Source organism: Niastella vici (genome assembly GCF_002077945.1).
GTDB lineage: Bacteria > Bacteroidota > Bacteroidia > Chitinophagales > Chitinophagaceae > Niastella > Niastella vici.
In genome coordinates, this window is the sequence record NZ_LVYD01000102.1 from 329,390 (window position 1) to 353,709 (window position 24,320).

General features: G+C 43.4%; 15 protein-coding genes. 9 read left to right on the forward strand and 6 right to left on the reverse strand.

What is annotated here, in order from left to right:
* Positions 1-119 precede the first annotated feature (119 nt).
* From A3860_RS35885 to A3860_RS35900, 4 genes are all read right to left on the reverse strand, one after another.
* Positions 120-1,934: a RagB/SusD family nutrient uptake outer membrane protein gene (locus A3860_RS35885; RefSeq protein WP_081155416.1), complete on the reverse strand. Its 1,815-nt coding sequence runs from the start codon at positions 1,932-1,934 to the stop codon at positions 120-122.
* 12 nt (positions 1,935-1,946) lie between these two features.
* Complete coding sequence (locus tag A3860_RS35890; protein WP_081155417.1) at positions 1,947-5,069, reverse strand: SusC/RagA family TonB-linked outer membrane protein; 3,123 nt, start codon at positions 5,067-5,069, stop codon at positions 1,947-1,949.
* Between the two features lie 532 nt (positions 5,070-5,601).
* Entirely contained in the window at positions 5,602-6,156 is a 555-nt protein-coding gene (locus A3860_RS35895) for a hypothetical protein (protein WP_081155418.1), read from the reverse strand.
* Positions 6,157-6,434: 278 nt separating this feature from the next.
* Positions 6,435-7,124, reverse strand: a complete 690-nt coding sequence (locus tag A3860_RS35900; RefSeq protein WP_081155419.1) for a hypothetical protein — start codon at positions 7,122-7,124, stop codon at positions 6,435-6,437.
* An 870-nt stretch (positions 7,125-7,994) separates the two neighbouring features.
* Here A3860_RS35900 and A3860_RS41785 point away from each other — a divergent pair.
* From A3860_RS41785 to A3860_RS35910, 3 genes are all read left to right on the forward strand, one after another.
* Complete coding sequence (locus A3860_RS41785) at positions 7,995-8,147, forward strand: hypothetical protein (protein WP_216823586.1); 153 nt, start codon at positions 7,995-7,997, stop codon at positions 8,145-8,147.
* A 795-nt stretch (positions 8,148-8,942) separates the two neighbouring features.
* On the forward strand, positions 8,943-9,605 hold the full coding sequence (locus tag A3860_RS35905; protein ID WP_081155466.1) for a response regulator transcription factor: 663 nt from the start codon (positions 8,943-8,945) through the stop codon (positions 9,603-9,605).
* 26 nt (positions 9,606-9,631) lie between these two features.
* Entirely contained in the window at positions 9,632-10,057 is a 426-nt protein-coding gene (locus A3860_RS35910; protein WP_081155420.1) for a hypothetical protein, read from the forward strand.
* Here the strand turns inward: A3860_RS35910 and A3860_RS35915 are convergent, their stop codons facing one another.
* A complete protein-coding gene (locus tag A3860_RS35915; protein ID WP_081155421.1) occupies positions 10,058-11,545 on the reverse strand; it encodes a clostripain-related cysteine peptidase in 1,488 nt (495 codons plus the stop codon).
* Between A3860_RS35915 and A3860_RS35920 the strand changes: the two genes are divergently transcribed.
* The 4 genes from A3860_RS35920 to A3860_RS35935 all read left to right on the forward strand — a co-directional run bounded on the left by A3860_RS35920 (position 11,544) and on the right by A3860_RS35935 (position 17,823).
* On the forward strand, positions 11,544-14,540 hold the full coding sequence (locus tag A3860_RS35920; RefSeq protein WP_081155422.1) for a sensor histidine kinase: 2,997 nt from the start codon (positions 11,544-11,546) through the stop codon (positions 14,538-14,540). The genes A3860_RS35915 and A3860_RS35920 overlap by 2 nt on opposite strands.
* A 130-nt stretch (positions 14,541-14,670) precedes the next feature.
* A complete protein-coding gene (locus A3860_RS35925; RefSeq protein ID WP_143774428.1) occupies positions 14,671-15,381 on the forward strand; it encodes a hypothetical protein in 711 nt (236 codons plus the stop codon).
* Positions 15,362-16,018, forward strand: coding sequence for a hypothetical protein (locus tag A3860_RS35930; protein WP_081155424.1), 657 nt, complete (start codon positions 15,362-15,364; stop codon positions 16,016-16,018). The genes A3860_RS35925 and A3860_RS35930 overlap by 20 nt, the downstream gene beginning before the upstream one ends.
* A complete protein-coding gene (locus A3860_RS35935) occupies positions 16,015-17,823 on the forward strand; it encodes a hypothetical protein (protein WP_081155425.1) in 1,809 nt (602 codons plus the stop codon). The genes A3860_RS35930 and A3860_RS35935 overlap by 4 nt, the downstream gene beginning before the upstream one ends.
* Positions 17,824-17,922: 99 nt before the next feature.
* Here the strand turns inward: A3860_RS35935 and A3860_RS35940 are convergent, their stop codons facing one another.
* Positions 17,923-21,189: a COR domain-containing protein gene (locus A3860_RS35940; RefSeq protein WP_081155426.1), complete on the reverse strand. Its 3,267-nt coding sequence runs from the start codon at positions 21,187-21,189 to the stop codon at positions 17,923-17,925.
* A gap of 387 nt (positions 21,190-21,576) precedes the next feature.
* On the opposite strand from A3860_RS35940, the gene A3860_RS42180 reads away from it, so the two are divergent.
* Together A3860_RS42180 and A3860_RS35945 are read left to right on the forward strand one after the other, a co-directional pair.
* A complete protein-coding gene (locus tag A3860_RS42180; RefSeq protein ID WP_262497356.1) occupies positions 21,577-21,705 on the forward strand; it encodes a hypothetical protein in 129 nt (42 codons plus the stop codon).
* A 14-nt stretch (positions 21,706-21,719) separates the two neighbouring features.
* Positions 21,720-24,293: an alpha-L-arabinofuranosidase C-terminal domain-containing protein gene (locus A3860_RS35945; protein ID WP_081155427.1), complete on the forward strand. Its 2,574-nt coding sequence runs from the start codon at positions 21,720-21,722 to the stop codon at positions 24,291-24,293.
* Positions 24,294-24,320 lie beyond the last annotated feature (27 nt).

The window sequence follows — 24,320 nt, forward strand, 5'->3', positions numbered from 1 at the left end:
AATGTTGCTGTTACCTGTTACCAGGTTCCGGTTACCGGGCATAAAATCCGGAGATCCCGACTATTGATAGCGTGATCTAAATACAAGTCCTGGCAACTGGTAACTGGCAACCGGCACCCCTAATATCCCGGCGCCTGCACCATTGTAAAATTCTTGTTCAATTCACTTTGCGGTACGGGAAAAATATAATATTTATCATCCCACATTCTGGTTGAAGTTCTGGTTTTTGTATAGAAAGCTGGATCCGACAAACCGGTTCCGGCAAAAACATTCATGCCGGTAAAATCGCCGCCCTGTTTGCCTTCCGCTGTATTGGCGATCTTCCAGCGGCGTACATCAAAAAAGCGGTAACCTTCATACGCCATTTCAATACACCGCTCCAGCTGGATCTGTTTGCGCATTTCTGCCTGCGACAAACCCGCACTCAATGCAGGTATACCGCCCCGGGTGCGAATGGCATTCAAATGTACAAGGACATCCGCATTGGTGGGATCGCTTTCATTCAATGCTTCTGCATAGTTCAGATACAGTTCCGCCAAACGAATGTACATTGCCGGGCGCACAACATTACCGGCGTTGTTTGATAAATTTCTCGATGGGTTGGTATGCTTGCGCACCAGGTAACCAGTCTTTGGAAATCTTACTTCACTGCCATTGCCATTTCCCGAATTACCATCGGGCCAGTATTGCACATAGGTTTGTCCGGTCTTTGCCACAAATGGAATAGTAGCCCCATTAAATGTAATGGTATTATAAAAACGTGGTTCGCGGTTTACATACATATTCGAAGTGCCGGCTACATAATAACCCGATTTTGCCGTAGTAGTAAAACCGCTTGCCGTATAGTTGCTGCCGGCTTCATTGATTGCTTTACCATTGATCATTCTGAACCGGTCAACCATTTCCTGGGGCACCGATAAAGCTGCAGTAGCAGCAGTTCCGTTAGCGGCGCGGGGTGCGGCATCATTCTCCCAGGTTTGATAGGCTGTAACAGCACGTGTCCATACGCCTTCAGTGCTCCAACCAGTTAAAAAAAGATCGCGGTACGAGTTGAACGCAGCAACAAACGGATCTGCATTAGTCACTTTAAAGATACTCTTCCCATTGTTTTTGGCATGTTCAATGGCCACTCTTGCCGCCTCGGCGGCTTTCGCCCATTTGCCGGCATCGTAACTGGTATTCATCAGTTGTTTGCCATCCCCATTTTTATAATTGGCGTAATCGGGGTTGCCATTATACAATGGGCTGGCGTCAAATAACAACACCTGCGATCTTACGGCATCGATCACCAGTTTATTCACCCGGCCGGTTTGCGTGGCGTCTTCTGTGCCGGTGGCTGTTATATATTTATCGGGTACCATGTTTTGCACCGCATCCATTTCGCTCAGGATATAATCAATACATTCCTTCCAGCTGTTGCGCGGTAGCTGGTAGTCATCGTTGTATTTGCCAACTTTATCACCCACCAGAATAACAGGTCCGTACAATTTCATCAGCGTCCAGTAATAATAGGCGCGCAAGAAACGGGCTTCGCCTTTATATTGCAGCATCAATTCTTTGCCATTGGGTTCATTCAGCAGATTGGTTTCACTGTTATCGACATTTGCCATAAAAATATTGGCCATCCTGATCGCCTGGTAATTGCTTGTCCAGATATTGATGGCATTTGCTCCACTGAGAAGACCACTGGCCTGTGCTGTAGCACTGGAAGGCTCCAACTCATCGGTATACCCGGCCCAGTAGCGGGCTGAATTGGTATTTGTTGACCAGGGATCGGGTAAATAGCTGTACACCGAAGCCAGCCAGTTCTCCGTTTCCGTTTTGTCTTTAAAAATAACATCGGTTGAAACAAGATCTTTAGGAATACTGTCAAAGTATCCTTTTTTGCAGGCTGCCAGGGTGATGAGCAGCAGTATGATGAGTTTATTTTTCATTCTTTATTTCTTTTAAAAAGTCACTCTCGCGCCAAAATTGTAAGCCTTGATATTCGGATAAAATCCACCCCGGGTAACAGTCGTGGAACTGGTGCCGGTATCGTTTAATTCAGGGTCCCAGTACTTCCAGCTTGATATCGTGTACAGGTTGGTACCATTGATAAATATCCGCAGGTTCTTTATCCGGTTCTTACGCAACATGCCGGCAGGCAGGGTATAACCCAGCTCGGCACTCTTTAACCGGATAAAATCTGCTTTATGCAACCACCAGTCGCTCACCAGGAAGTTGGAGGTTGGATCGAGGTTACTGCTCAGGCGTGGATAGAACGGATGCGATCGGGGATTATCAGCCGTCCAACGGTCTTTAACAGCCGCATACAGGTTCGGACTGTTAGCCCCATTATTATAAGGGAGGGTGCCATCACCTGATCCATACAACAGCCACACCCGGCCCGTTCCCTGTATAAATGCGCCGATATCGAAACCTTTGTAACCAAAAGCAATGTTCATACCGTACATCATTTTGGGTGTACCGTTGGCGTCTACCCGCGATACATCAAAACTGTTAATGACCCCATCGCCGTTCAGATCAGCATATTTGATGTCCCCTACCTGCGGCGTTCCGGTTTGTTTGGCCCATTTGTCAATTTCTTCCTGGCTTTGAAACAAGCCAACGGCTGTATACAACTCCTTGGCATCCACTTCATGGCCTTTCCATTCCATCCAGGGATAAGGTTGTGGCGCCAGTCCATCCTGCAGGTTCTTGTTCTTATTGTAAGTAAAGGTGCCGGTAAAAGTAAGCCAGGTGGTTTTTGAAAATGACCTGTTATACGACATCGTAATATCAACGCCTTTGTTCAACACCACACCAATATTGCGGATGGGGTTTACGCTGCCAAAACCGGAAATAGTGGGAATAGTGGCATCGGTACGTAAAATATCTTCTCTTCGTTCCCGGAATAATTCAACGATCAGTTTAAGATCATTGTGCAGGAAATTCATTTCAATACCGAGGTTATGCCGGTACGATGTTTCCCAACTGGCATCGGTTGCAATTTGTGATTGCGTATAACCACTGTAGTTTGGCGAAAGTGATGTTGGCGTACCGAACTGGTAAGCGCCTGAAGATTTGGTCAACAGATCGAGGTACAGGAAGCGGTTATTATTATAGCCACCGTTACCGGTAAGGCCGTAACTGTAGCGTAGTTTAAAATAAGACAACACCTCGCTCAGCGGCTTGAAGAAATTTTCACCCGAAACCACCCAGCCTATGCCAAATGAAGGGAAGAAACCGTAACGATGAGCGGGATTTAAATTCTCGGAACCGGTATAACCAAAATTGCCTTCCGCAAAATAACGGCTCTTGAACCCATAGGTGGCGCGGCCGGTCAACCCCCGGTTGCGGTAGGGCGTAGCCGTTGAAAAGGTGGTCGCATTGCCATCCACATATTCCGACTGGTTAAACAACAACAAACCGCCCACTTCATGTTTCCGGCAAAAATTTGCCTGGTAGTTCAGCGATGCTTCGGAATACATGCGCCGGTTGGTTGACCGGTCAGATGCATACGCCAACAGATCGTTGCTGGTATTTAACTGGCGGGTAATAAGATTGCCGTTGGCATCGCGCCCCTCTGCATAATACATGCGGGCTGCGCGCGTAGTGGCCACCGTGGTACCGGTATACACATCAAAAGAAAACACGCCTGAAATTGACAACCCTTTTATAAACATGCTGAGGTCCTGCTTTATCCTGATGTTCGGACGAATGGATGCAGAATCATCATAACCTGATCCAAAGCCAAAAGCAAAACGGGCCGGACTGCTTCGGCCATCGGGCGTACCGGGCCATTGCCCATTGGAATATTTCGCCGGAATAATATGCGGCGGCACTCTTAATGCCTGTTCAAACAGGTTGTTCGACACATTGGAAACGGCGCCATCGTAGGGTCCGTTCCGGCGGTAAACAATAGTAGCGATCCCCAGATCGAGTTTGGTGGTACCGGTTACATTTACCCCAATGTTGGCTGTAAAATTATACCGGCGAAAAAACGACTTTGTATCGTAGCTGTCATCGGAGTAAGGTTTTATTAAACCGGTTTCATTGTAATAACCGGCGGAGATATAGTAATTGGCTTTGTCGGCTCCCCCGCTTACATTGAAATTGGCGCGTTGTGTTAACCCGAAATCCCGGAAAAGCTCTTTATACCAGTTTGTATTGGGATACAGATCGGGATCAACGCCATCACGATGCAGGGCAATTCTGTCGTCGGTGTAAAACGCATCCCGGCCACGGGTTTGCAGCGATTCGTTGTACAATTCCATCCAGGTAGGCGCATCCAGTAGTTCGGGCAGCTGAACAAATTTTGTAATGCCCTGGTTCACCTCAACATTGATCTGCGGTTTGCCGGCGGTTCCGCGTTTGGTATTGATAAGAATTACGCCATTTGCGCCTCTTGTGCCATAAACCGCCGTTGAGGTAGCATCTTTCAGTACCGTGAAGGTTTGAATATCTTCGGGGTCAACATCGTTAAAACTTCTGTCGGGTATGCCATCGATGATGATCAGTGGCGTTCTGGTGCTGGTTCCAAATGTAGAAACACCGCGTACCAGTACACTCGCATTATCGGCACCGGGCCCGCCCCCTCTTGAAGTAGTTATGATACCGGAAATTCGTCCGGCCAGCATACTGGCAATATCCCTGGCTGGTAGCTTCAGGTCCTCCGGCGTTACAGTTGCCTGCGATCCTACAACGCTCACCTTTTTTTGCTGACCATAACCGATCACGGTCACTTCATCCATACTACCGGCAATGGGCGTCATTTTTACATTCAGATCAACGCGGTTCCTTACCGCCATTCGTTCAATACGGTAGCCGGTGTAGGTAAATTCCAGCGAATCGGCGGGATTTACGTTAATGGAATACCCGCCATTTTTGTTTGTGGCCGTAGCGATGGTCGTATGCGCAATCCGGATGCTTGCACCCGTTAGTGGTTTATCCATTTCATCGGTAATTTTTCCCGAAACGGTCAGTATGCGGTCCTGGGCATACGAGCCCGCAGCCAGGAGTAACAGCATAACAAATGGCATGAGCATACGCCACCCGCCCATGCGAAATGGTGATTTCCTTAAGATCATAAGAGTTAGTTTTTAAATGCTGGGTAATTATCTGGGTGTAGGGAAATAATGAATGCGGACAGGATAAGCCCCAATGGTGGTTTGGCTGCCACCAGGATTAGCAGTTCGGTTCATGACAAGCAGTTTTTAAAGCGTTAGTTTATTGATATGTTCTACATAACAAAAATGGAAAGAAATTCCGGATTTCCAAAAAAAATATGTGTTACCTTTTACTTACACCCTATAAATCGCTCATTTTTAGAGAGAAAACGACAAAAATGACGGGGTTGGCGGGAATTATTATGTAGGTCTTATTAGTTGATTACCGGTTACCAGGATTCCCGTTACCGGGACTACACTATTAGGCAGTCTGATTATTTGCGGGAATCTCGCGGTATTGGGCCTGGCAACCGGAAACCGGTAACTTGTAACAGTATATGAACAACTCACGGTTGCTACTTTTAATACCTGGGATTTACTAACTAAAAAAGGGCATCATTATTTCCTTCGAAATAACGATGCCCCTATATAAGATTGTTCGCTTATCTACTTCTTACAGGCCAGCTTCAATATCGAATTTGATAGTGGCTTTACCAGTCAACGTAGTGGTGGTGGCGCGGCGTGTTGTACCGCTCAATTTGTAATATAAAACAGTTGAACCGAAATAATCTTTCAGGTCAACATCTTTCACGGGAATGTCGAGCGTTGTTGCATATGTTTCGGGGTTTGAAGTTAACCCGGCAAAAACAACATAATCAGGTTTGTTATTGGAAGCAATGCTGGCTTCGCAGGCTGATAAAGCACCGAAATTATCAGCTTGTGTGGCATTCGATAAGGTAAGGGTGATGCTCTTTACTTTTACTTTTTTGATACTGCCAATACCGAGGCTTGAATTTTCTTTTTTCAAAACGCTGTCAACGTTGATGCCGAATTGAAAAGAACTGAGTGTTTGGGTACCTGCCGGTTGGGGGGCAATAGAAAAATCTACATCTGCAGTTTGCAGGGGAACATTGATCGTAACAAGGTCTTTTAATTTGTTACAGGAAGGCGCAATGGTAATAAGGGCTAAAAGGGCAACGAAACCAACAGATCTGGACAAAATTTTCATGAGTCTGATTTTGGGTTAAATTGAGGTAATAGAAACGCGCAAATATATAAAACGTGTATTATATATTATAACAATTTGGTGTGAATGTTACGTTTTTGTATGTGTATGAACGTTTGTTGTACGCGAACAATAAAATCCCGGTTAGAATTTAATTAAAAGCGCATGTATTACGCAGGTATAATTTGCCAATCTCAATTTTTTTATTAGGAAAAACAGAAAGGCTGCCTGCAAACAGTTGTTGCGGCAGCCTTTTATTAACCTTAATTTCAGACACTATACTATTTTTTTACCAACGGCAAATTAACGTATTGGATGAGAACGCTGTCACCAGTACCCAAACTGGATCTCAGGTCACCATTCTTGATATTTATAGCAGGGATCTCGCTCAAAGTTGCAGCACAGTCACTGGTCTTTACTGCATAAGTCAACAACGGCGCAATATAATTAGCTCCGTTTATGAGCAATGGAGTGGTTTTGCGATAGGTGCTGCAGTTGCCATCGGGGCAATCAGTATACGGATTGTATTCCGGAATCTTATTCAATAACACAGCACAGCTTGAACCTCCGGACGGCATAGGTGAGCTGGTGTATTCTGAGATCAGGATCGTTGAATCCTTATAACCCATGATCTGCATGTTTATGCCATTATATCGTACCCGGTTATCATTCAGGAAATCGAGCCTGGCATTGGATTCAGGAACCGGAATACTTGACACGCCCAGGTAAAAGCTGTTTTTTGCATCAGCACTTACATTACGGTCAATGAAACTCCGTATTACTTCAGGATTATTGATCATTGTATCCCTGGTATAAATAGCGAGCTCTACAACATCCATACTTGAACCGGGATAATACGATTCAAGAATGGTATCCGGTTTGGTGTCAACGATTGGTTTGTCATCGGTTTTAGAACACGCATTAAATAGTACACCAGACATTAACAAAGGGAGCAGGATTTTGTACTTCATCTCTTTAGTATTATAGTTTTAATAGATTACGTGATTAAACTGTCCGGCATGCACACACGCCGGCCATTACAGCTGCAGAACAGGCAGCTGTTTATTGTATCTTGGTTTGGTGCACACATACGCCGGCCAATACAGCCGCATAGGATGCGATCCATACACATTTTCCTGGGCTAAAGCTTCGCTAATGGTGAACAATAAAGGCTATGCACCTTCCATTGGGCTCACTGTAAGGGGTTAACAACCATACCCGGTTGTTTAAAATGGGCAACTCATCGTGTTGGCAATTGAGTTGACAAGCGTTTTTTTGGCAGCTAAAAATTCTGGTGGCAATCTGGCTTATTTATTCCTGCAATCGGAGGGGATTTTGATTATCAGGGATGGCAAGTGTTTATAATTGTCAAAATTACATTACTAAGTTAACATAAACAACAGTTGATTAAACAAATTCTATACAAAGAGGGCGCTTTTCATTGAAAGGTTGCATCACTTCTGTTGTAATCGTTTACATAAAATAGAAAAAGTTAGTCACTACCGGTAAGGGATAATTGCAACAGGACAGAGCAGGATTGTATAAAAGCAAAAACCCCTATATGGAAATACAGGAGTTCTGGATGATCATTTGTGCCCTGAATAAAAATTCATCGCTGTACGAAATATTTTTTATCACCATGCCACCAATTGACAGGTTACAGCGTCCGCAACGCAAATAAGAGATTGGGGAACCAATGGGCTAATGAAAGGAAGTTTTACCGGAGTATACCGGAGTATACTGGAGTATAGGGCAAATAACAGGCGTTCGTTTTTAGGCCGGTGCCGGTATCGTGAACGGTGACCAATAGATAGTAATAAGAATGGTAGCAGGAAAAATGTATGCATACAGCAATCGTTTTATTTAAGCGGAATGCCGAAGCCATGCGTGAAACCGGGAATGCGCTTACAGGCGGTACTGCAAACCTGGTAGCAACCGGCTGCTTTGAGGGCTGGATTTTGGTCTTTATGGTTCAAATTTTGAGCGGTATATAAAAAATTCACGTGCGGGAGGGGTTTGAATGGTGCTATGGGAGGTTTTGGCAGGAAGACAGCCCGGCCTAATCTCTTATCGGGAGGGGAAAAAGGTTTTAATCTGATTTTTCGGGCGATAGCATTAAAAAAAATAGCAGGGCGATAGATTGGTTTTTGGGCTCGATAATTACTTTTCGCCTGGTTATAATTACATATTTCCGGCTATAGCTACAAATTCATCGGTTATAACTACTTTTTGTAGGGAGATAGTTACATTTTCTCCTGTTATAGATTTTTATTTTGCTCACTAGCTTAAAATCGGGAAAAAATATTCTAATTGTTCCGAAAAAAATCTACAAATCATCATTTTTAAACGAATACCCGGGAAAATAAAGTTATTAAGCACCCATTTAAAGCTATTGCCGGGAAAAAAATCTATCACCTGCCGTTTTTAATCCATACCCGGGAAAAAGTAACTATCGGCCATTGATTTTAACCTAAAAAAATCTATAACCCGCCGTTTCTAATCTATACCTCGGAAAAAGTAATTATCTCCCATCGATTTTAACCTGGCGGGGAAGAAAGATCTATAGTCAGGGGTTCTAATCTATAAATCAGAAAAAGGTGCCTATCAGCACTGCATATAAATTCCAAGCAGGTAAAAATAATTATCACCCCCCATTTTAACTTATAGCTCGAAAAAAAATTGCAAAAAAGGGTATTTTCCCCGTTTTTATGGCTGCAACTAATATTGAATTTTGTACACCATGGTTGGTAACTACCTCTTATTCTATAAAACATCCATGGTACAAAAGTATGGAGCTACAAAAGAACAGCGATTTGGTTACAGTGGGAGTAGTCGATGACCAACAACTATTTTTAAGATCTATTTGCACCCTGATTAACTCGTTTTCCCAATTTAAAGTGCCAATGGACGCTTTAAGTGGCCAGGAAATGTACAAAAAGCTGGGAACCTGCGAACAGGCGCCAGACATAATGCTGCTAGATGTGAACATGGCCGATATGGATGGAATGCAAACAGCTAAAATGCTGGCCAACAAATATCCTGCAATGAAGCTGGTTGCCTTATCGACGAAGGACGATGATGTTAGCATTATCGGCATGATCAGGGCAGGTTGTTGTGCCTACCTTGTCAAAGACATTCATCCTGATGAACTGGAAATAGCATTGACAGAGATTTATGAAAATGGTTATTATAACAATGATGCGGTAAATCTTGAGCATCGCCGCAAAATTGCCCTCCATTATCTAGAAAAACAACCAAAATTCACAAACCGCGAACTCGAGTTCCTGAGGTTTGCTTGTAGTGACCTCACCTACAAGCAAATTGCCGGTGAAATGTGCCTGTCAGAAAGAACGATAGATGGCTACCGCGATTCCCTGTTCGAAAAAATGAAGGTGCAAAGCCGGGTAGGTATGGTGCTGGAAGCATTACGCACCGGATTAATCTCTCTTTAATTCTTTAACCATTAATATAATAAATCATGGAAAAGCAAAAAGGGCTTTTTATGCAGCTCGGAACTAAAAAGGGTGACTTTGAATACACTATTGACAAAGTGAAAATCTCAAAAGTAATTATCCAAAAGAGCGATGACGATGCCGAAGAAAGCAATACCTATTCTTTTTCAGTCAATTTTACGATTGGCAATGTAAAAAAACTGAGCACTCCTGAGGATATCGAAGTCATCAAGAACACCTGCATTAAGGAAGGCCTCACATTCTGGCCGCTGACCGATGATGAAACGGAGATTAAAAAACCAGAGGCGTTAGAGGTCCGGGTAATAGGCGATCCTGAAAAAACGAAAGCTACCGTAAACGTGAGTTTTGGTTTTGATCCCGGAAAAGTGAATAACTCGGCCGGGAAAGTGCTACTGGCTACAGACCCATACCTGAAAATATTTGCAGAGTGATCAAATCCCCAGTCTATCCTTAGCAAATTCGCGCACAAACCGGGTCCAGGGTTCCGATATTTTTATGGTATTGGAACCTGCCGGTTCTTTAAAAAACAACGCATACAGAGCTGTTTGGGGGTCGGTATTTACCGTACCTGGGAAAAAAGTAGCCAGGAATTGCGGATTTTGCGTACAGGGCTTGCATGCAGGATCTGGTTTACCCAACAAGGCCGATGTCAGGAATGCCAGGTTGCAATTCAGCCTGATCTGTTCAAGTTTAACCAAAACAGCATCCATTCTTTTATCACCTAGCTTATTAAATTCAATTTTTAAAAAGGAAATGACCAATAAGAGATCAATGATCCCTTTTCGCGAATCAACCATATCCAGGCAATTCATTCTGGCATTGTCAACAGCCGATTTGAAATCGGGATTTCTTTTAGTGTGGATGCTTAATAAAATGGTACCCAGTTCATCAATTACATCATTAATACCTCCAGTTCCATAGAAGTAAAGATCATTAGCACTGATGGCTATTTTTTCTTTTTCGTATACCAACGTTGAATCGAGCGCGAGCATCTTCTCCAGGTAGGGTTTTGTATATTTTTTATGAAAATTGAACACGACATTCCCGGCCAGTTCCCGCAGGTATTTCTTTACTGCCAGTGCATCATTTGCTGTAGGTTTATCAAGCAATCGCAGCTTGTTAAAAAAAGAAGTATAATTAAACCCGGATATGGGGATGGACGTTTCCGCTGCAACCAAAACCGACACACTGTCTTTTAAATAATAACCTATTTCAAAAACCTGGCAATAACAGGTTGAAGCAATAACAATCTCTGTTTTTTGTTCACCAAGCCCCGATAAAGCCTCATTTAACTGCTTTCCTGAAATTACTTTGAGTAAGTCTTTTAAGATCGCCGTTTCCTTAACTGCAAACACCTTCTCTGCAAAACGAACAGGCTTTGAAAGCGCCTGGGAAAAATCAGCCTCCAGTGATAAATTAGCCTGCAAATAATGTATCATCTCTATCGCTTGCTGCAGCCCGATCGCCTGGCGGCATTTTTCAGGATCCGTTACCGGTTCCGGATCGAAGATCTCGGAAAATAAATTCTGCTGGGCAATGCTGTTTGAAATATCCGGAAAATAGCCCAGGCCGGCTCCATGCCCCCAAAGGATCAACGTATGCCAGGTAGCCTTAACCGGCTTAACCCTGTCGCGGAAGAACCCCTTCAGCGTTTCCGGATCATACAGATCGCACGGCTCCTGTAGGGCTGGCTCGGTTATCGCAGGCATTCCGTTATAATATTCAACAACGGAACAAACGCCTTTCGAACCGGGGTTATCGTTAGTAAAATAGGTAAAAACAATAAATTTGAGCTTATCGCCGCTGATCCTGATCTGCTTTTTCACAGCCAGTATCAACTCATCATATTCCGGCTCCCATTTTTTATTATATTGTGCTATGATGGAGATCTTCCAGTCATAAACAGTTTCTTGCGCCATGCGGTTAGTTTTGTTTTATAAGATAACCATTTTAATAATATTATTTTCTTTTCTGGAAAGTAATGCACAACAAATCAGTTTCCTGCCGCTCACCAAACTGAACCGGAAAGACTTACTACCGAGCCTAAATGCCCGAAAAATAGTAAAAGACAACCTGGGCTTTATCTGGGTAGCTACGCAGGATGGACTTTACCGTTTTGACGGCCGACATTCCGTATATTTTACACACAATGAAAAAGACCCGCGTTTCGCCCTTGGCGGCACAGACATCTTCGACCTGGCTATTACTGAAGACGGCCGCTTTCTGTGGGCATTAAGCAATAATGGAACTATAACAAGAATAAATATTTTACAGGGCATCGTCGACCGCACCGTTACGTTAACCGCCGCTGCCATTTGGGCCAAATCATTATGTACGGCCGGTAACTACCTGTATGCCGGAACCGCCGAAGGGCTGGTTTACCGCATCGACAACCGGAATGGAGCTGTATCCCCCCCCTTGTCGCTCGGGAAAGTATTGGGCCATGGCGGTTCAGTAGATAATATTATAGCAGGCCCCGATCAACAAATTTACCTGCTGGTATCTGGTTTGGGCATTATTATAACTGATCAGGACCTCAGGCATATCCGCACATTGAACCCTGATCAGTTTTTCCCGGGCAGCAAAGTAGAATTTTTCGATTATGTCATTTATAATCATTCGGTTATTATATCCAGTAATGCAGGGTTATTGGTGTTGAACATGCCAGCGAATCAATTGAAACCGGCAGCGCAGGTGATGCCCCCGCAAGCCAGGAAAATGCTGCCCAAAAAGATCGACTGCATGACCGTATCGGGTGATATTGCCTATTTCGCAGGCGACCAGCATCTGATTGAAGTAAATTTACAATCTGGTAATTACCGGCAAATTATTTTCAGCAGAAATATGGAAGATCAGGATTGGTTGATATTTACCAGTTCACTGTATTTTGATGGCGTAAGCCTTTGGATCGGCAGCCAGTATGGTACCGGCTGGATCAAAGATGTACACACACCGTTTACCGCTTTTTATACCTCAAAAAATACCCCATCAGAAAAACTGGAGCATTGTATGACCCTGTTCCATACTGATACGGCAACCATCTATGCCTGTACAGACCATGGACTGTATAAACTTCAAACCCATACCGGCAATCTGCAGCGGGTTTCCGAAAGAAAGCAATACTATGCCGGTATCGACGTAAAAGGCAGAGGTATTATTGCCTCGGGCCCACATGGCACCGAAGCGTTTGACCACAACGGAAATAAAGCAGCGCTTCAACGAATGTTTCCTGAGCTGACAATATTAAAGAACGAAACGCTGGTTGCCATGGAAACCATCCGCGATTCATTGTATTTTTTTTCCGGTTTTAACCCGACGAGCTTGTTTTGCTGGGATCGGGTAAGGCGGCAGATCCACCGCCTTCCTTCATCCGGAATGGGCGGAAGCCGCAAGGGGTATTTCGTTAAAAAATTATACGCCAGTACAAAAGGCAAGCTGTGGATACTTTTTGATGCAAGTATAAGCATATACGACCCAGCTAACGGCAATGTGCAGGAGCTCACACTGTACCCGCCAGGTGAAACCAGTGCGCTGAGCATTTTAATGGACGTTTGTGAATCATCGAACCGATACTGGATAACCGTTTATGGGAAAGGCATTGCCCAGCTTATCCAAAATGGTAAGATCGAGCAGCTATATAGCATAGCGGAAGGAGTACATAACCTGTGCCTTTACAGTGTATTACCTCTTAACGACAGTATCATTATTGCCAGCAGCAATGAAGGTTTAACATCCGTAAACCTGCATACCAGGCAGGTTCGTAATTTTTTTGAAGAAGACGGTTTACATTCCAACTACTTTGAACAATTCAGTAGCGACCAGCAGAGCAACCATATTTTCTTTGGCGGATTGAAGGGGCTGACTATGATCGATAGAAAAAAATTCCATATTGACAATGGCAACTCACACCTGTATGCGAAATCGGTAAGCCTTCAAAATAGCAGCGGTTCACTCGATACCTTCAGTACTTTATTCAACCAGATGATCGTTCCTTCCACCACTATACAGGTAGCGTTTAATTTCTGTTCGGTCAACTTCAGCACGCCGGAAAAAGAAACCTTTTTTTATCGCATTACTGAGGTAGACAGCAGCTGGATCCCGATCGGTCATCAAAATTCCATTTCCCTTATCGGCTTATCACCGGGCGCCTATACCGTACAGGTAAAAAGCAGTGAAAGCAATAAAACCGCCGGGATGCATCCATTGCAGTTAAAACTGATCTGGTTGCCGCACTGGTATCAGACCTGGTGGTTTAAAGCCGCTATCCTTTTATTGATAATTGTCTTAACCTACCTGGTCTTTAGTTATCGCATCTACCAAATGAAGAAAGAACAGCAGATCAGGAAAGGTATTGCCAGCGATCTGCACGACGATATCGGCAGCACGCTCAACGCGCTGAAAGTATATTCGCACCTTGCCCGCCGGGAACCGGGAAAAGAAGAACATATGATCCAGATCGAAGAATCACTGGCCCAGGCATCCAGCGGTCTCCGCGATATGCTATGGACGCTGGATGACAATAATGACACTATGAGTGGCATTATGGAGCGGATAAAGAAATTTGCCATGCCACTGGCCATAGCCAATAATATCGAACTGCAATATGCGGTGAATGATGAACAGAACCAGCCCGTCAGCAAAACAGAAAAAAGGAACCTGCTGATGATCGCCAAAGAATCGATCAATAATGCAATTAAATATGCCCAGCCCAAAACAATCCTGATCAGGCTGGAATACAGGAACAACCTTAAAAGCCTCATTATCTCTGATGACGGCAAAGGATTTTCGATAAACATGTCAGGTGAAGGAAACGGGCTAAAAAACATTCGCTATCGCGCCGCACAAATTCACTTTGAAACAATGATAACCTCCACACCAGGCAAAGGCACTGCAATAAAAGTCTGGAAAAAATAACCCGAAAGCAATTCCTGTTGGGCGATCCGCTGCCATAATAATAAAAATAATTTATAAAAAAACAGGTCTTTTAACGGGTTGTCTCCCGCTCATGTGGTTGCTACTTTTGGGTGAACCAAACCCCCGAACCATGCCAGAAGATCAAATTCCATTAAGCGGCACCAATTTAGCCTACACAATCGCCACTATTTTATTTGCATTAAGTCTTATTTCGGAACGAATTGCCAATTTATATAAACTCTACTGGCGCAATTTGCGAAATAAACGCACAGCAATAGGAGAAGAAAAATTAAGGGAAAGAAAAGTAATGTGGACAGCATTGGTTTGTGGCTGGATCGTAGCTGTGATCGGTGGCGCGGATCTTTTTACGTTACTGAGCTCCGGGAAACTGATCGACATTTTTAATGCAGGCTTACCAGGCAAATTCAGGTCATATATTGGCTTTTTCCTGTCGGGCATATTCATTAGCCTGGGCTCAAAGTTCTGGCACGATATGCTGGATATTGTACTACAGTTCTCAAATTTGAAAAAATTTCAGGCCGACCAGCAACAACAGGAAACGCAGATCACGCAAACGCAAACGGCATCAAACAGGGCCAGATTTGAGAAGATCCTTATAGAGAAAACAGCAAATGTGCTTCCCCGGTTACAACAGTTGGAAGGCTTCTCAGGCTATGATGTGAATTCCGAAAATGGTCAAATGACTGTGCAGTTGAAGTTCCTTAACAAGCTCCCTGACGGGACCGATAAAGAATGGATATATAATTATTATGAACCAGACACTGTGATATTTGAAAACCTTAATAACAACGTATTTCTAAATGCAACTCAATCCCGGTGACCGCATTATCAATACCCGGAATGAATTGACGAACAATTACGGTACTGCTGGCGGGGTGGTAAAAGATGGTAATGGGAACCTGGTAATGTTAACCTGTTTTCATTGTGTTTTTACAAGCGGAATGTTCTGGACCGATAGGGACCCCAATGATACCGTATCGGCAGTCAGTTTTTCAATCGGCAATGGTTACACTTCCGCGGGCTTTGTAGAACAAACCCAGCTCGATGACCGGGTAGATATGGCATTGGTACGTCCCACAACAGGCCATATTTTAAACACAAACATTCCTAAAGTCGGCAAAACAAATGGCCTCCGCTTTCTTGGCGAAAATGATAAAGGAATAGTGCAGCTTAAGAAATATGGAGCAACTACCAATGAAACCACTGGGGTGTTCGATGGGTTCATTCCTCAGTTTGGAGCGATATACCCAGGTGAAACCAGTTTTCATTATCTCGACAAACTCATCAAGATCATCAGCCCAAACGGGAGAAAATTTGCGGATCAGGGAGATTCCGGGGCGCTCGTACTGGATGAAAAAAACCGGGTAGCCGGTGTGATCGTAATGGTTGGCGGCAACACCTCCTATGCCATTCAGGCTGGTATTATTGAAACACGTCTTAATGTAACATTTATATGAAAAAACTAACATTTCCCATTTTTCTTCTTCTGGCCAGCCTCCAAAGCATGGCGCAAAACAAAACAATTACATTGGATTACAGTAAACCATTAACCATCGACTCGCAAAAAGTAGATGTTACGAAACCACTTGTAATACATGCCACGAATTGTAAAAGCAGTATTACAAATCCGCTTAAAATTGAAATATTATACGGCAATGCCGACAAGCCATCACAAACCCTGGTATGTGATAAGGACATCGCTGTTGATATTCCTGCTATTTTTAAAACCGATGGCGCCAAACAGGAAATTACGGTATCTATCAGGGCCGACAAAACAAAAGCAGGAGATAATGAATTGACCGTTTCATTTAAAATAAAACCTGATGGCACACTAACTTCAGCCAGCCAGCAAACGCCCGATGGCAAACCAGGGACAGCGGGCACGCCCCTGCCTGAATCAACAGTGGACTTTGTTAACCCGGCTTATTTAACGGCTGTTTACAAAGCGCCGGACAATTGCCGAAAACCGGTCGTTACCTACAACCCCTGCTGTAATATATATGCAGTCAAAGACAATGAAACCACAGCAGACGAAAAGGAATACCTCAGATATTACAGCAGGCTCTCAAAAAACAAAGGGGTGGTGTTCCTGATCAAAAATTTCAACACGTTTAAATATGACATAACCCTGAGCAATACTTTCGACAATAACGTTACAGAAGAACCCGCATTGTTTAAAACCGTTTTTACCCTGATGTCGCCTTCAGCAGTAGCAGCAAAAACACCCGGCATGGAAGCTGAGCTAGTGAGACTCGTAAAACTGAATAAAGACCTGAAGAACTACCTTGATAAAAAAATGAATGATGGGGACTGCATCAGTTCAACTGATTTTGAAACGGAGAAAAAAGCCATTGTAGACAAAATCAAAACAGAATTCAAAACAGCCGGCGATGTACTTAATTTTGACGATCCTTACAACACGGCTAAAGACAAATTCATAACTACAGAGAGATTAAATAATCCAGCTTATTCTTCGGCCGATTTTAATAAACGGATGCAAACAGAATACAGCCTGCCTGTAACGCCCGACAGCATTGTGACGGAAACAAAAAAAATACTTCGCCTTCTTGTAAACACCAGTTTTGAATACCAGTACAATGTGCCGCAGCTGCAAAATGCAGATGCAATAACTTTTAACCTGAACATAAAACCAAAAGAAGGGATCAATGCACCGGTACATGTAACCGATCAGCCGATCACTATTCCCATCCGGTTTGGCTGGAAGGTAGACTTCACCACCGGTGTTTATTATTCTTCCATGCGGAATGAGAAGTATGCGCTTCGTGACGTTATCCAGGGCGACTCTGTGATTGGCAAAGACCTTGTAAAAGAAGGCGGGGATAACTTTGGAAAATCATCGGTTGGGATTAATGCGCTTATGCATATTTTTCCGAGGTTAGGCCATGTTCAGCCCGCATTGAGCCTTGGCGTAGGCACCTCACTAGACCTGAATTACTCATTGTTATTAGGTGCGAGCGTAATATTGGGCCGCCAAAACAGATTTGCGTTATCTGCAGGAGCAAACTGGAGCAGCATTAAAACATTATCAGCAAAGTATCTGGATGATAACGGCAAAATGGTGCGCCAGGTAAAAACCGTAACATCAATCGATATGCATAGCAAAGTTAAATCAGGCTTTTTTGTAAGTTTAACTTACTCACTGGGATTAACCAGTAAAACACAAAAAGTAGCCGGAACAGAAAACACTGCCAAGCCGGAAGCGGCGGATAAGAAAGATGAGAAAAAAGAGGAAAACAAATAATCGTATAACTAAAGAACAGGCCGGTACTTATAAATGAATTTTTATTTATCAAGCCATGCAATATGATTATTAATTTATCTGTAAAGACCTTCAACCGATCTATTTCCTCAATGCCTCCCTAAACGCTTTCTCTTTTGATGGATCATAAAACCGGTCATAAAGGCTCTTAACTATAAATCCATTCCATATCAAAGCCAAAATAGCTCCAATCCACTTAACACCTTCATATTGTTCTAAAGCTTTCCAGGCATTGGCGCCAAGCAGCCATTTCTTTATCCCAATAACCACCAACAAAGCAGTGAATACAGCACTAATGGCGCCTGTTATCACTGCTTTATTCTTCCATTGCTTTACTTTTTTATTCTCTGCATGCAGATCGTAACTTTTTGCCTGCGCGGGAGGTTGTTTATTAACCGGTTCTGTTATAGTTTGCGTATTGGTAACAACCGGATTGTTGGTGAACTGGGGGTTAATAGTGATCTGCGGGTTAACTTCCACTTTTATTTGTTCCTTTTCCATGATCTTCAAATTTTGATTAGGAGCTTCAAACAATTCCAATATCCGAAGCACATCGATATCTTTTAGTCCTGTTCTTGTGTCATATGGAATAACGGCAACGCCATTGCTTAATGCCTTCAGCATTTCATCATACTTTAAAAAAACCGTTTGTCCCTTATCTATATATTCTACCTCTTCATCTACCGGAAAATTATGGTACATATTGAATATTTCGCGGAAATCGTTCCGGATAACCTCCCACATCCCCCTGATATTCTCCCCTTTTATCCAGCAATCGATAACCTGTGAATACTGATTGGTATCTACCATGGCAAAGGTTGAGCTGCTGGCATGTTTGAAATATATACCGGAATTCCAGTAATCATCACTTACAATATTCAGGATGTTCTTTGCTATGAACCGGTGAATGATCAGCATTTCGAAAGGAGAACTGAATTTTAACCGGTAATGCCTTCCCCCATCAATATCATATACTTTATCAGGCTTTTCCCCAAAAGCGACCGGTATTAAATATTCATGCTTAACCAAAGGGTTTTCCTGGCATAACCAGTAATCAAGCATCAACTGCAGAATAAATTTAAACTGCGGCTCGTCGTATTTTATCCGGATGTTTTTATCGGAAAATATTTCCTTTTCAGAAGCAAAAATAGCTCGCAGGTCTTCCCACTTCAAATGTCCCTTTTTCTGCCGGGTAATATCAGCGGTAAGAATGGCGTAAGCCCCGGTGGATATCCATTCCGGATTCAACACCTGCAATTCATTTAATACAGGCTTGTCAAAAAACACAATGGAGCCTACTGAATCCAATATCCGTAATAAATTCCGCTGCTGTTCCGGATCATTATAATCTTCTTCTGCACACCAGGCCTCATACTGATCATATTTGACATAATGTTTTTCAATCGGGATCCTTGTTTCCAGTTTTTCTTTGATGTTAAACCAGGGTTCCGGATATTTTGTCTTCAACCCTTCATTTGCCAAAACAACATTCTTCAATGCAGTCTTAAAATCGTTCATGCCTTCACCAGTTCTACATGATAATACGATCGGCTCCGGCAGGTATTTATATGTTTTCTTTAATTCACGAAAATTTCTCAGGAAGTCTGCTTGAGTGTCTTCTTTATCTTTCCAATTGTATACAATGAGGATCTGTGAATTGGGCCCCAACTTATCTATCTGATCAAGCCAATAACCGGCTTTTTCATCATTCCGGGGATTCAGCACTAATACGTACACTACCCGTTCTGTAAAGAAGAACTGGTGAAGAGAATGCTGAATATGCTGTCCGCCAAAATCCCAGCAATTTACCTTTACGCGGGCACCCAGCTCGTTTTTAATTTCCTTCCAGGCAATTTTGTTTATTCCATGTGTAGTTCCTTCCTGTTCATTAAAATGGTCATTTACCAATCGCTTCATCAGGCTTGTTTTTCCTACAGCCCCATCACCTACGAAGATCAGTTTGCACTCATTCAATGGTCTTAGCTTCCCTTCCAGGTATTCAAGGATGGAATCACGACCGCTTTCCAGCACTTCACGCGGGACGTTTTTGATAGGATTACCATAAAGAAATACCTTTTGAGAAAGAGGCCCCATCGTTTTTACTTCTATTGACAGGCTGGTATTTTTAATAAATTCCAATGTAAGCGTTTCAATCTGGTTTTTTGAAAGCTGCAAAAGTTTGAGGTGCCTGGAGATAAATAATGGGATTTTTGTAATGTTATTATTTGACAGGTATAATCTAGATAATAAAGGAAGCCGGCTAATACATTCAGCCCCCTTATCGCTAATAAAATTACGGCTAAGCGCTAAAGAAGTAAGAGAATTAAGACAACTGATCCATTCTGCTCCCTGGTCTTCAATTGCATTGTCGGAAAGGGATAATGAATTGAGCGATGTAAGCTTGCTAATATATTCAGCCCCATAATTTCCTATTACATTGTTACCAAGGTTCAGGAACGTAAGGTTACGCAAATGACTAAGATATTCAGTGCCCTTATCTCCTATTTTATTATTATGAAGATCCAATGTGTTGAGATCAAGCAAATGACTGATATATTCAGCTCCTTTTTCTTTTATTTCATTGCCACTAATATCCAGCGACTTTAGTGTGGATATTTGACTGATATACTCAGCTCCTATATCTCCTATTTCATTATCTCTGATCTTTAACGAAACAAGTGCAGAAAGTTGACTTATATACTTTGCTCCATTATCTCCTATTTCATTATCACTAATATCCAAAGAGGTTAAGCCGGAAAGTTTTCCAATTTCAAAAGCACCTTTTTCTCCTATGTCATTATTACTAATATTGAGGAAAGTCAGGCCAGAAAGCTTACCAATTTCAATAGCGCCTTTTTCTCCTATGGCGTTTCTACTAATATCGAGGGAAGTAAGCCTGGAAAGCTTACCAATTTCAAAGGCGCCTTTTTCTCCAATAAAATTATAACTAATATCCAGATAACTTAGGCTGGAAAGCTTACCAATTTCAAAAGCACCTTTTTCTTTTATATCATTGTAACCAATATCCAATGAAGTCAGGGTAGCAATCTGACTAAGGTAAGCGGCACCTGCATTTCCAATTCCTGCTCTATTCAAATTCAATGAAACAAGGCAGGTAAGCTCTTTTAACAACAATATTGAAGACTCGTTATCAGTAAAAATATTACTTCCTGATCTTTTTTCATTGCCCCGCTTGTACACTCTGTGGGATAAATTAAGCCGCTCCAAAAAATCCTTCAACTTCAAAATTTCCTTCGGTATTTCCCGCAGCCCACAATTACCCAGATCAAGAAACGAAGACCTTTTCTCGTATGCTTCGTTTATCAGTTTTATAGCAAGCTCACTCATATAGCTTAAATCAGTTGAAATTCAGAAAGATAAAAACTCTAAATCGTTTTATCAAGCCGTTTTTACACTGTTTTTGCAATAAATAGAGGTCACTAATTTTAATTGATCTTGATCATTTTTCCCCTAACGGTCACTTAGAGATGAATTGTAAGCCCCCACACCAAACTTATAACCAGCGCACAACTACTTATAAATCCTCCCTGAATACTTTCACCCCCATAATTGGACAAATCACCACCCCCATTCTACCTATATACCGTGATACATTTGCATAAGTGAACAAGTGCTCCCCTATTTACGGGGGCAGAACGCGCATCATCAACCAATTGCCGTAAAACCTGTATTTACCAATCGCTATCCAATCTGGGGCATTTTAACGAAAGTGTCATGAAAACACTTAATTTCACATCGCCAAAACACGGGGCTGTCATTTACCTTACGAATGAAGAGGCCGCGAAACTGGCGGCGCATTGGGGACACCCCTACGATTCGGGTACAATTGTACCAACTCATTAAAAAGCATTAACGATATGTTTGCAGTTACAAGAATAGTTTTTTTATTGCTGATCGGGACGAGCATCGATAAAGCCCTGTTGGCAAATGAGCCTGATTCGGTTTACCTGTTTGCTTATACAACTATTAAAGACAAGGGTCGTAGTGGCTTACATTTTGCCTGGAGTGCCGATAGAAAAAAATGGAACCTGGTTGGCAATGAATACGGATATGTAAAATGCGATTATGGTCCCTGGGGCGAAGAAAAGCAAATGCATACCCCTTACCTGTTCCAGAACGCCAATGGGGAATGGCAATGTATCTGGAGCCTCGATGAAACCATTAACCAGTTTGCGTATGTGGCATCGGCCAACCTGGTAACCTGGAATAGCCAGCGTTACCCTTATTTAAAGAAAGAACTCACCTTCAGGCAGCCTGTAGTACAGTATGACAAAAGCAGCCGCCAATATACGATCACATTTATCTCGGGCGATAAGTATTATAAGATCAACACCATTGATTTTAAAACATATGACGAGGCGGTAGCCATTCCGGCTTCCGCGTATAAGGATGACCGCATTACCGTTACCCTGCCTGCAGGCGCCGTAACCGGGAATGTAAGCAAAGTTGCCTGGTCGGTGGTAAACAAACTAACTGAAACGGCTACGCTGAAAGGGTACGAATACAACCAAACCAGGGAATCGTTCCAGAACGACAGCATTAGGTTTGCCCCATTGAGATCAATTTCAGCAACCGTTACCCCTGATCCCGAAAAACGCAAACCCATCAGCGACCTGCTGATAGGCGTTTTCTTTGAAGATATCAACTATGCGGCCGACGGCGGTTTGTATGCAGAACTGCTGCAGAACCGCGATTTTGAATACACGCCTGCCGACAGAAAGAACCGCGACAGCAGCTGGAACAGCAAACATTCCTGGACAACCAGCGGTGCCAATCTCCACTTTACGATCGACAGCACCACACCGCTTCATATAAACAACGCGCATTATGCAGTACTGAACGTGCAACAACCAGGCAGTGCGTTGATCAATAGCGGCTATGATGGCATTCCGCTGAAAAAAGGCGACGCCTACGATTGCTCCCTCTTTGTAAAGAACAGCGATGGCAAAAGCAGGAACCTGCTGGTAAAACTGGTTAACGCCGATGGCAGCATTTTGGCACAGGCAACTATAAAAACCGGTTCGCAGCAATGGAAAAAATACACCACTTCACTGATTGCCGCAGCTGACGCAAAAGACGCGCGGTTCGAACTGCAACCGCTGTCAACCGGTTCTGTGTTGCTCGACATGATCTCGTTGTTTCCGGAAAAAACTTTTAAGAACAGGAAAAACGGGCTGCGGGCCGATCTGGCAGAAACCGTAGCAGCCATTCACCCACGGTTCATTCGCTTTCCGGGTGGCTGTTTAGCGCATGGTGATGGCGTGGATAATATTTATCGCTGGAAGAACACCATCGGCCCCATTGAAGCGCGCAAACCACAACCCAACATCTGGCGTTACCATCAAACGGTTGGTTTGGGCTACTTTGAATATTTTCAGTACTGTGAAGATATAGGCGCCACCCCATTACCGGTACTGGCAGCGGGTGTTCCCTGCCAGAACTCAGGCTTGGGCGCCAATGGCTTTGGTCAGCAGGGCGGTATACCCATGAATGAAATGGACCAGTATGTACAGGAAATCCTTGACCTGGTAGAATGGGCCAACGGACCCGTAACTTCCAAATGGGGCAAGCTGCGGGCCGAAGCAGGTCACCCCGCACCATTTAACCTTAAATACATTGGTGTGGGCAATGAAGACCTTATCACCGATCTGTTTTCTGAGCGTTTTACCCTTATCTATAATGCCCTTAAGCAACAACATCCTGAAATAACCGTGATAGGCACCGTAGGACCCTTTCACGATGGAAGCGATTATGAGCAGGGCTGGGCGTTGGCCAGCCAGTTAAAAGTGCCCATGGTCGATGAGCATTATTATGAAAGCCCGGGCTGGTTTATTAATAACCCTGATTTTTATGATAGTTACGACCGCAATAAACCAAAAGTATACCTGGGTGAATATGCTTCGCACGGCAATACCCTCTTCAATGCCCTTGCCGAAGCACTGTACCTCACCAATATAGAACGCAATGGCGATGTAGTGCATATGGCCTCCTATGCGCCGCTGCTCGCCAGGGAAAAACATACCCAATGGAATCCCGACCTTATTTATTTCAACAATACCGAAGTAAAACCAACAGTGAATTATGAAGTGCAAAAATTATTCGGCAACAATGCTGGTACCGAATACCTGCCTTCCGTGCTTACACTGTCGAAAGAAGATGAAGCCGTACGCAAGCGATTGGGCATCTCCATTGTACGCGATACCACCGATGGCAGCATAATCGTAAAGCTGGTGAACCTGTTGCCCGTTGCCACGTCCCTGAAATTGGACCTTACAAAGCTGGCGCCAGGCAGCAAGGCCGAAAGAACCCTGCTGAATGGAAAGCCGGCCGACAGGCAAAACCCGGTAACAGTTACAACAGTAGCAATAGGTAATGTACTGGAAGATACCCTGCTACCCTATTCATTTACAGTGTGGAAGATCCATAAATAGCTTTACTGGCACATTGAACTTTTTTTC

Excerpts from the sequence above, each read along its gene's own strand:
- A3860_RS35885 (WP_081155416.1), bottom strand. The coding sequence starts at position 1,934 with ATGAAAAATAAACTCATCATACTGCTGCTCATCACCCTGGCAGCCTGC.
- A3860_RS35890 (WP_081155417.1), bottom strand. The coding sequence starts at position 5,069 with ATGATCTTAAGGAAATCACCATTTCGCATGGGCGGGTGGCGTATGCTC.
- A3860_RS35895 (WP_081155418.1), bottom strand. The coding sequence starts at position 6,156 with ATGAAAATTTTGTCCAGATCTGTTGGTTTCGTTGCCCTTTTAGCCCTT.
- A3860_RS35900 (WP_081155419.1), bottom strand. The coding sequence starts at position 7,124 with ATGAAGTACAAAATCCTGCTCCCTTTGTTAATGTCTGGTGTACTATTT.
- A3860_RS41785 (WP_216823586.1), top strand. The coding sequence starts at position 7,995 with ATGCATACAGCAATCGTTTTATTTAAGCGGAATGCCGAAGCCATGCGT.
- A3860_RS35905 (WP_081155466.1), top strand. The coding sequence starts at position 8,943 with ATGGAGCTACAAAAGAACAGCGATTTGGTTACAGTGGGAGTAGTCGAT.
- A3860_RS35910 (WP_081155420.1), top strand. The coding sequence starts at position 9,632 with ATGGAAAAGCAAAAAGGGCTTTTTATGCAGCTCGGAACTAAAAAGGGT.
- A3860_RS35920 (WP_081155422.1), top strand. The coding sequence starts at position 11,544 with ATGCGGTTAGTTTTGTTTTATAAGATAACCATTTTAATAATATTATTT.
- A3860_RS35915 (WP_081155421.1), bottom strand. The coding sequence starts at position 11,545 with ATGGCGCAAGAAACTGTTTATGACTGGAAGATCTCCATCATAGCACAA.
- A3860_RS35925 (WP_143774428.1), top strand. The coding sequence starts at position 14,671 with ATGCCAGAAGATCAAATTCCATTAAGCGGCACCAATTTAGCCTACACA.
- A3860_RS35930 (WP_081155424.1), top strand. The coding sequence starts at position 15,362 with ATGCAACTCAATCCCGGTGACCGCATTATCAATACCCGGAATGAATTG.
- A3860_RS35935 (WP_081155425.1), top strand. The coding sequence starts at position 16,015 with ATGAAAAAACTAACATTTCCCATTTTTCTTCTTCTGGCCAGCCTCCAA.
- A3860_RS35940 (WP_081155426.1), bottom strand. The coding sequence starts at position 21,189 with ATGAGTGAGCTTGCTATAAAACTGATAAACGAAGCATACGAGAAAAGG.
- A3860_RS42180 (WP_262497356.1), top strand. The coding sequence starts at position 21,577 with ATGAAAACACTTAATTTCACATCGCCAAAACACGGGGCTGTCATTTAC.
- A3860_RS35945 (WP_081155427.1), top strand. The coding sequence starts at position 21,720 with ATGTTTGCAGTTACAAGAATAGTTTTTTTATTGCTGATCGGGACGAGC.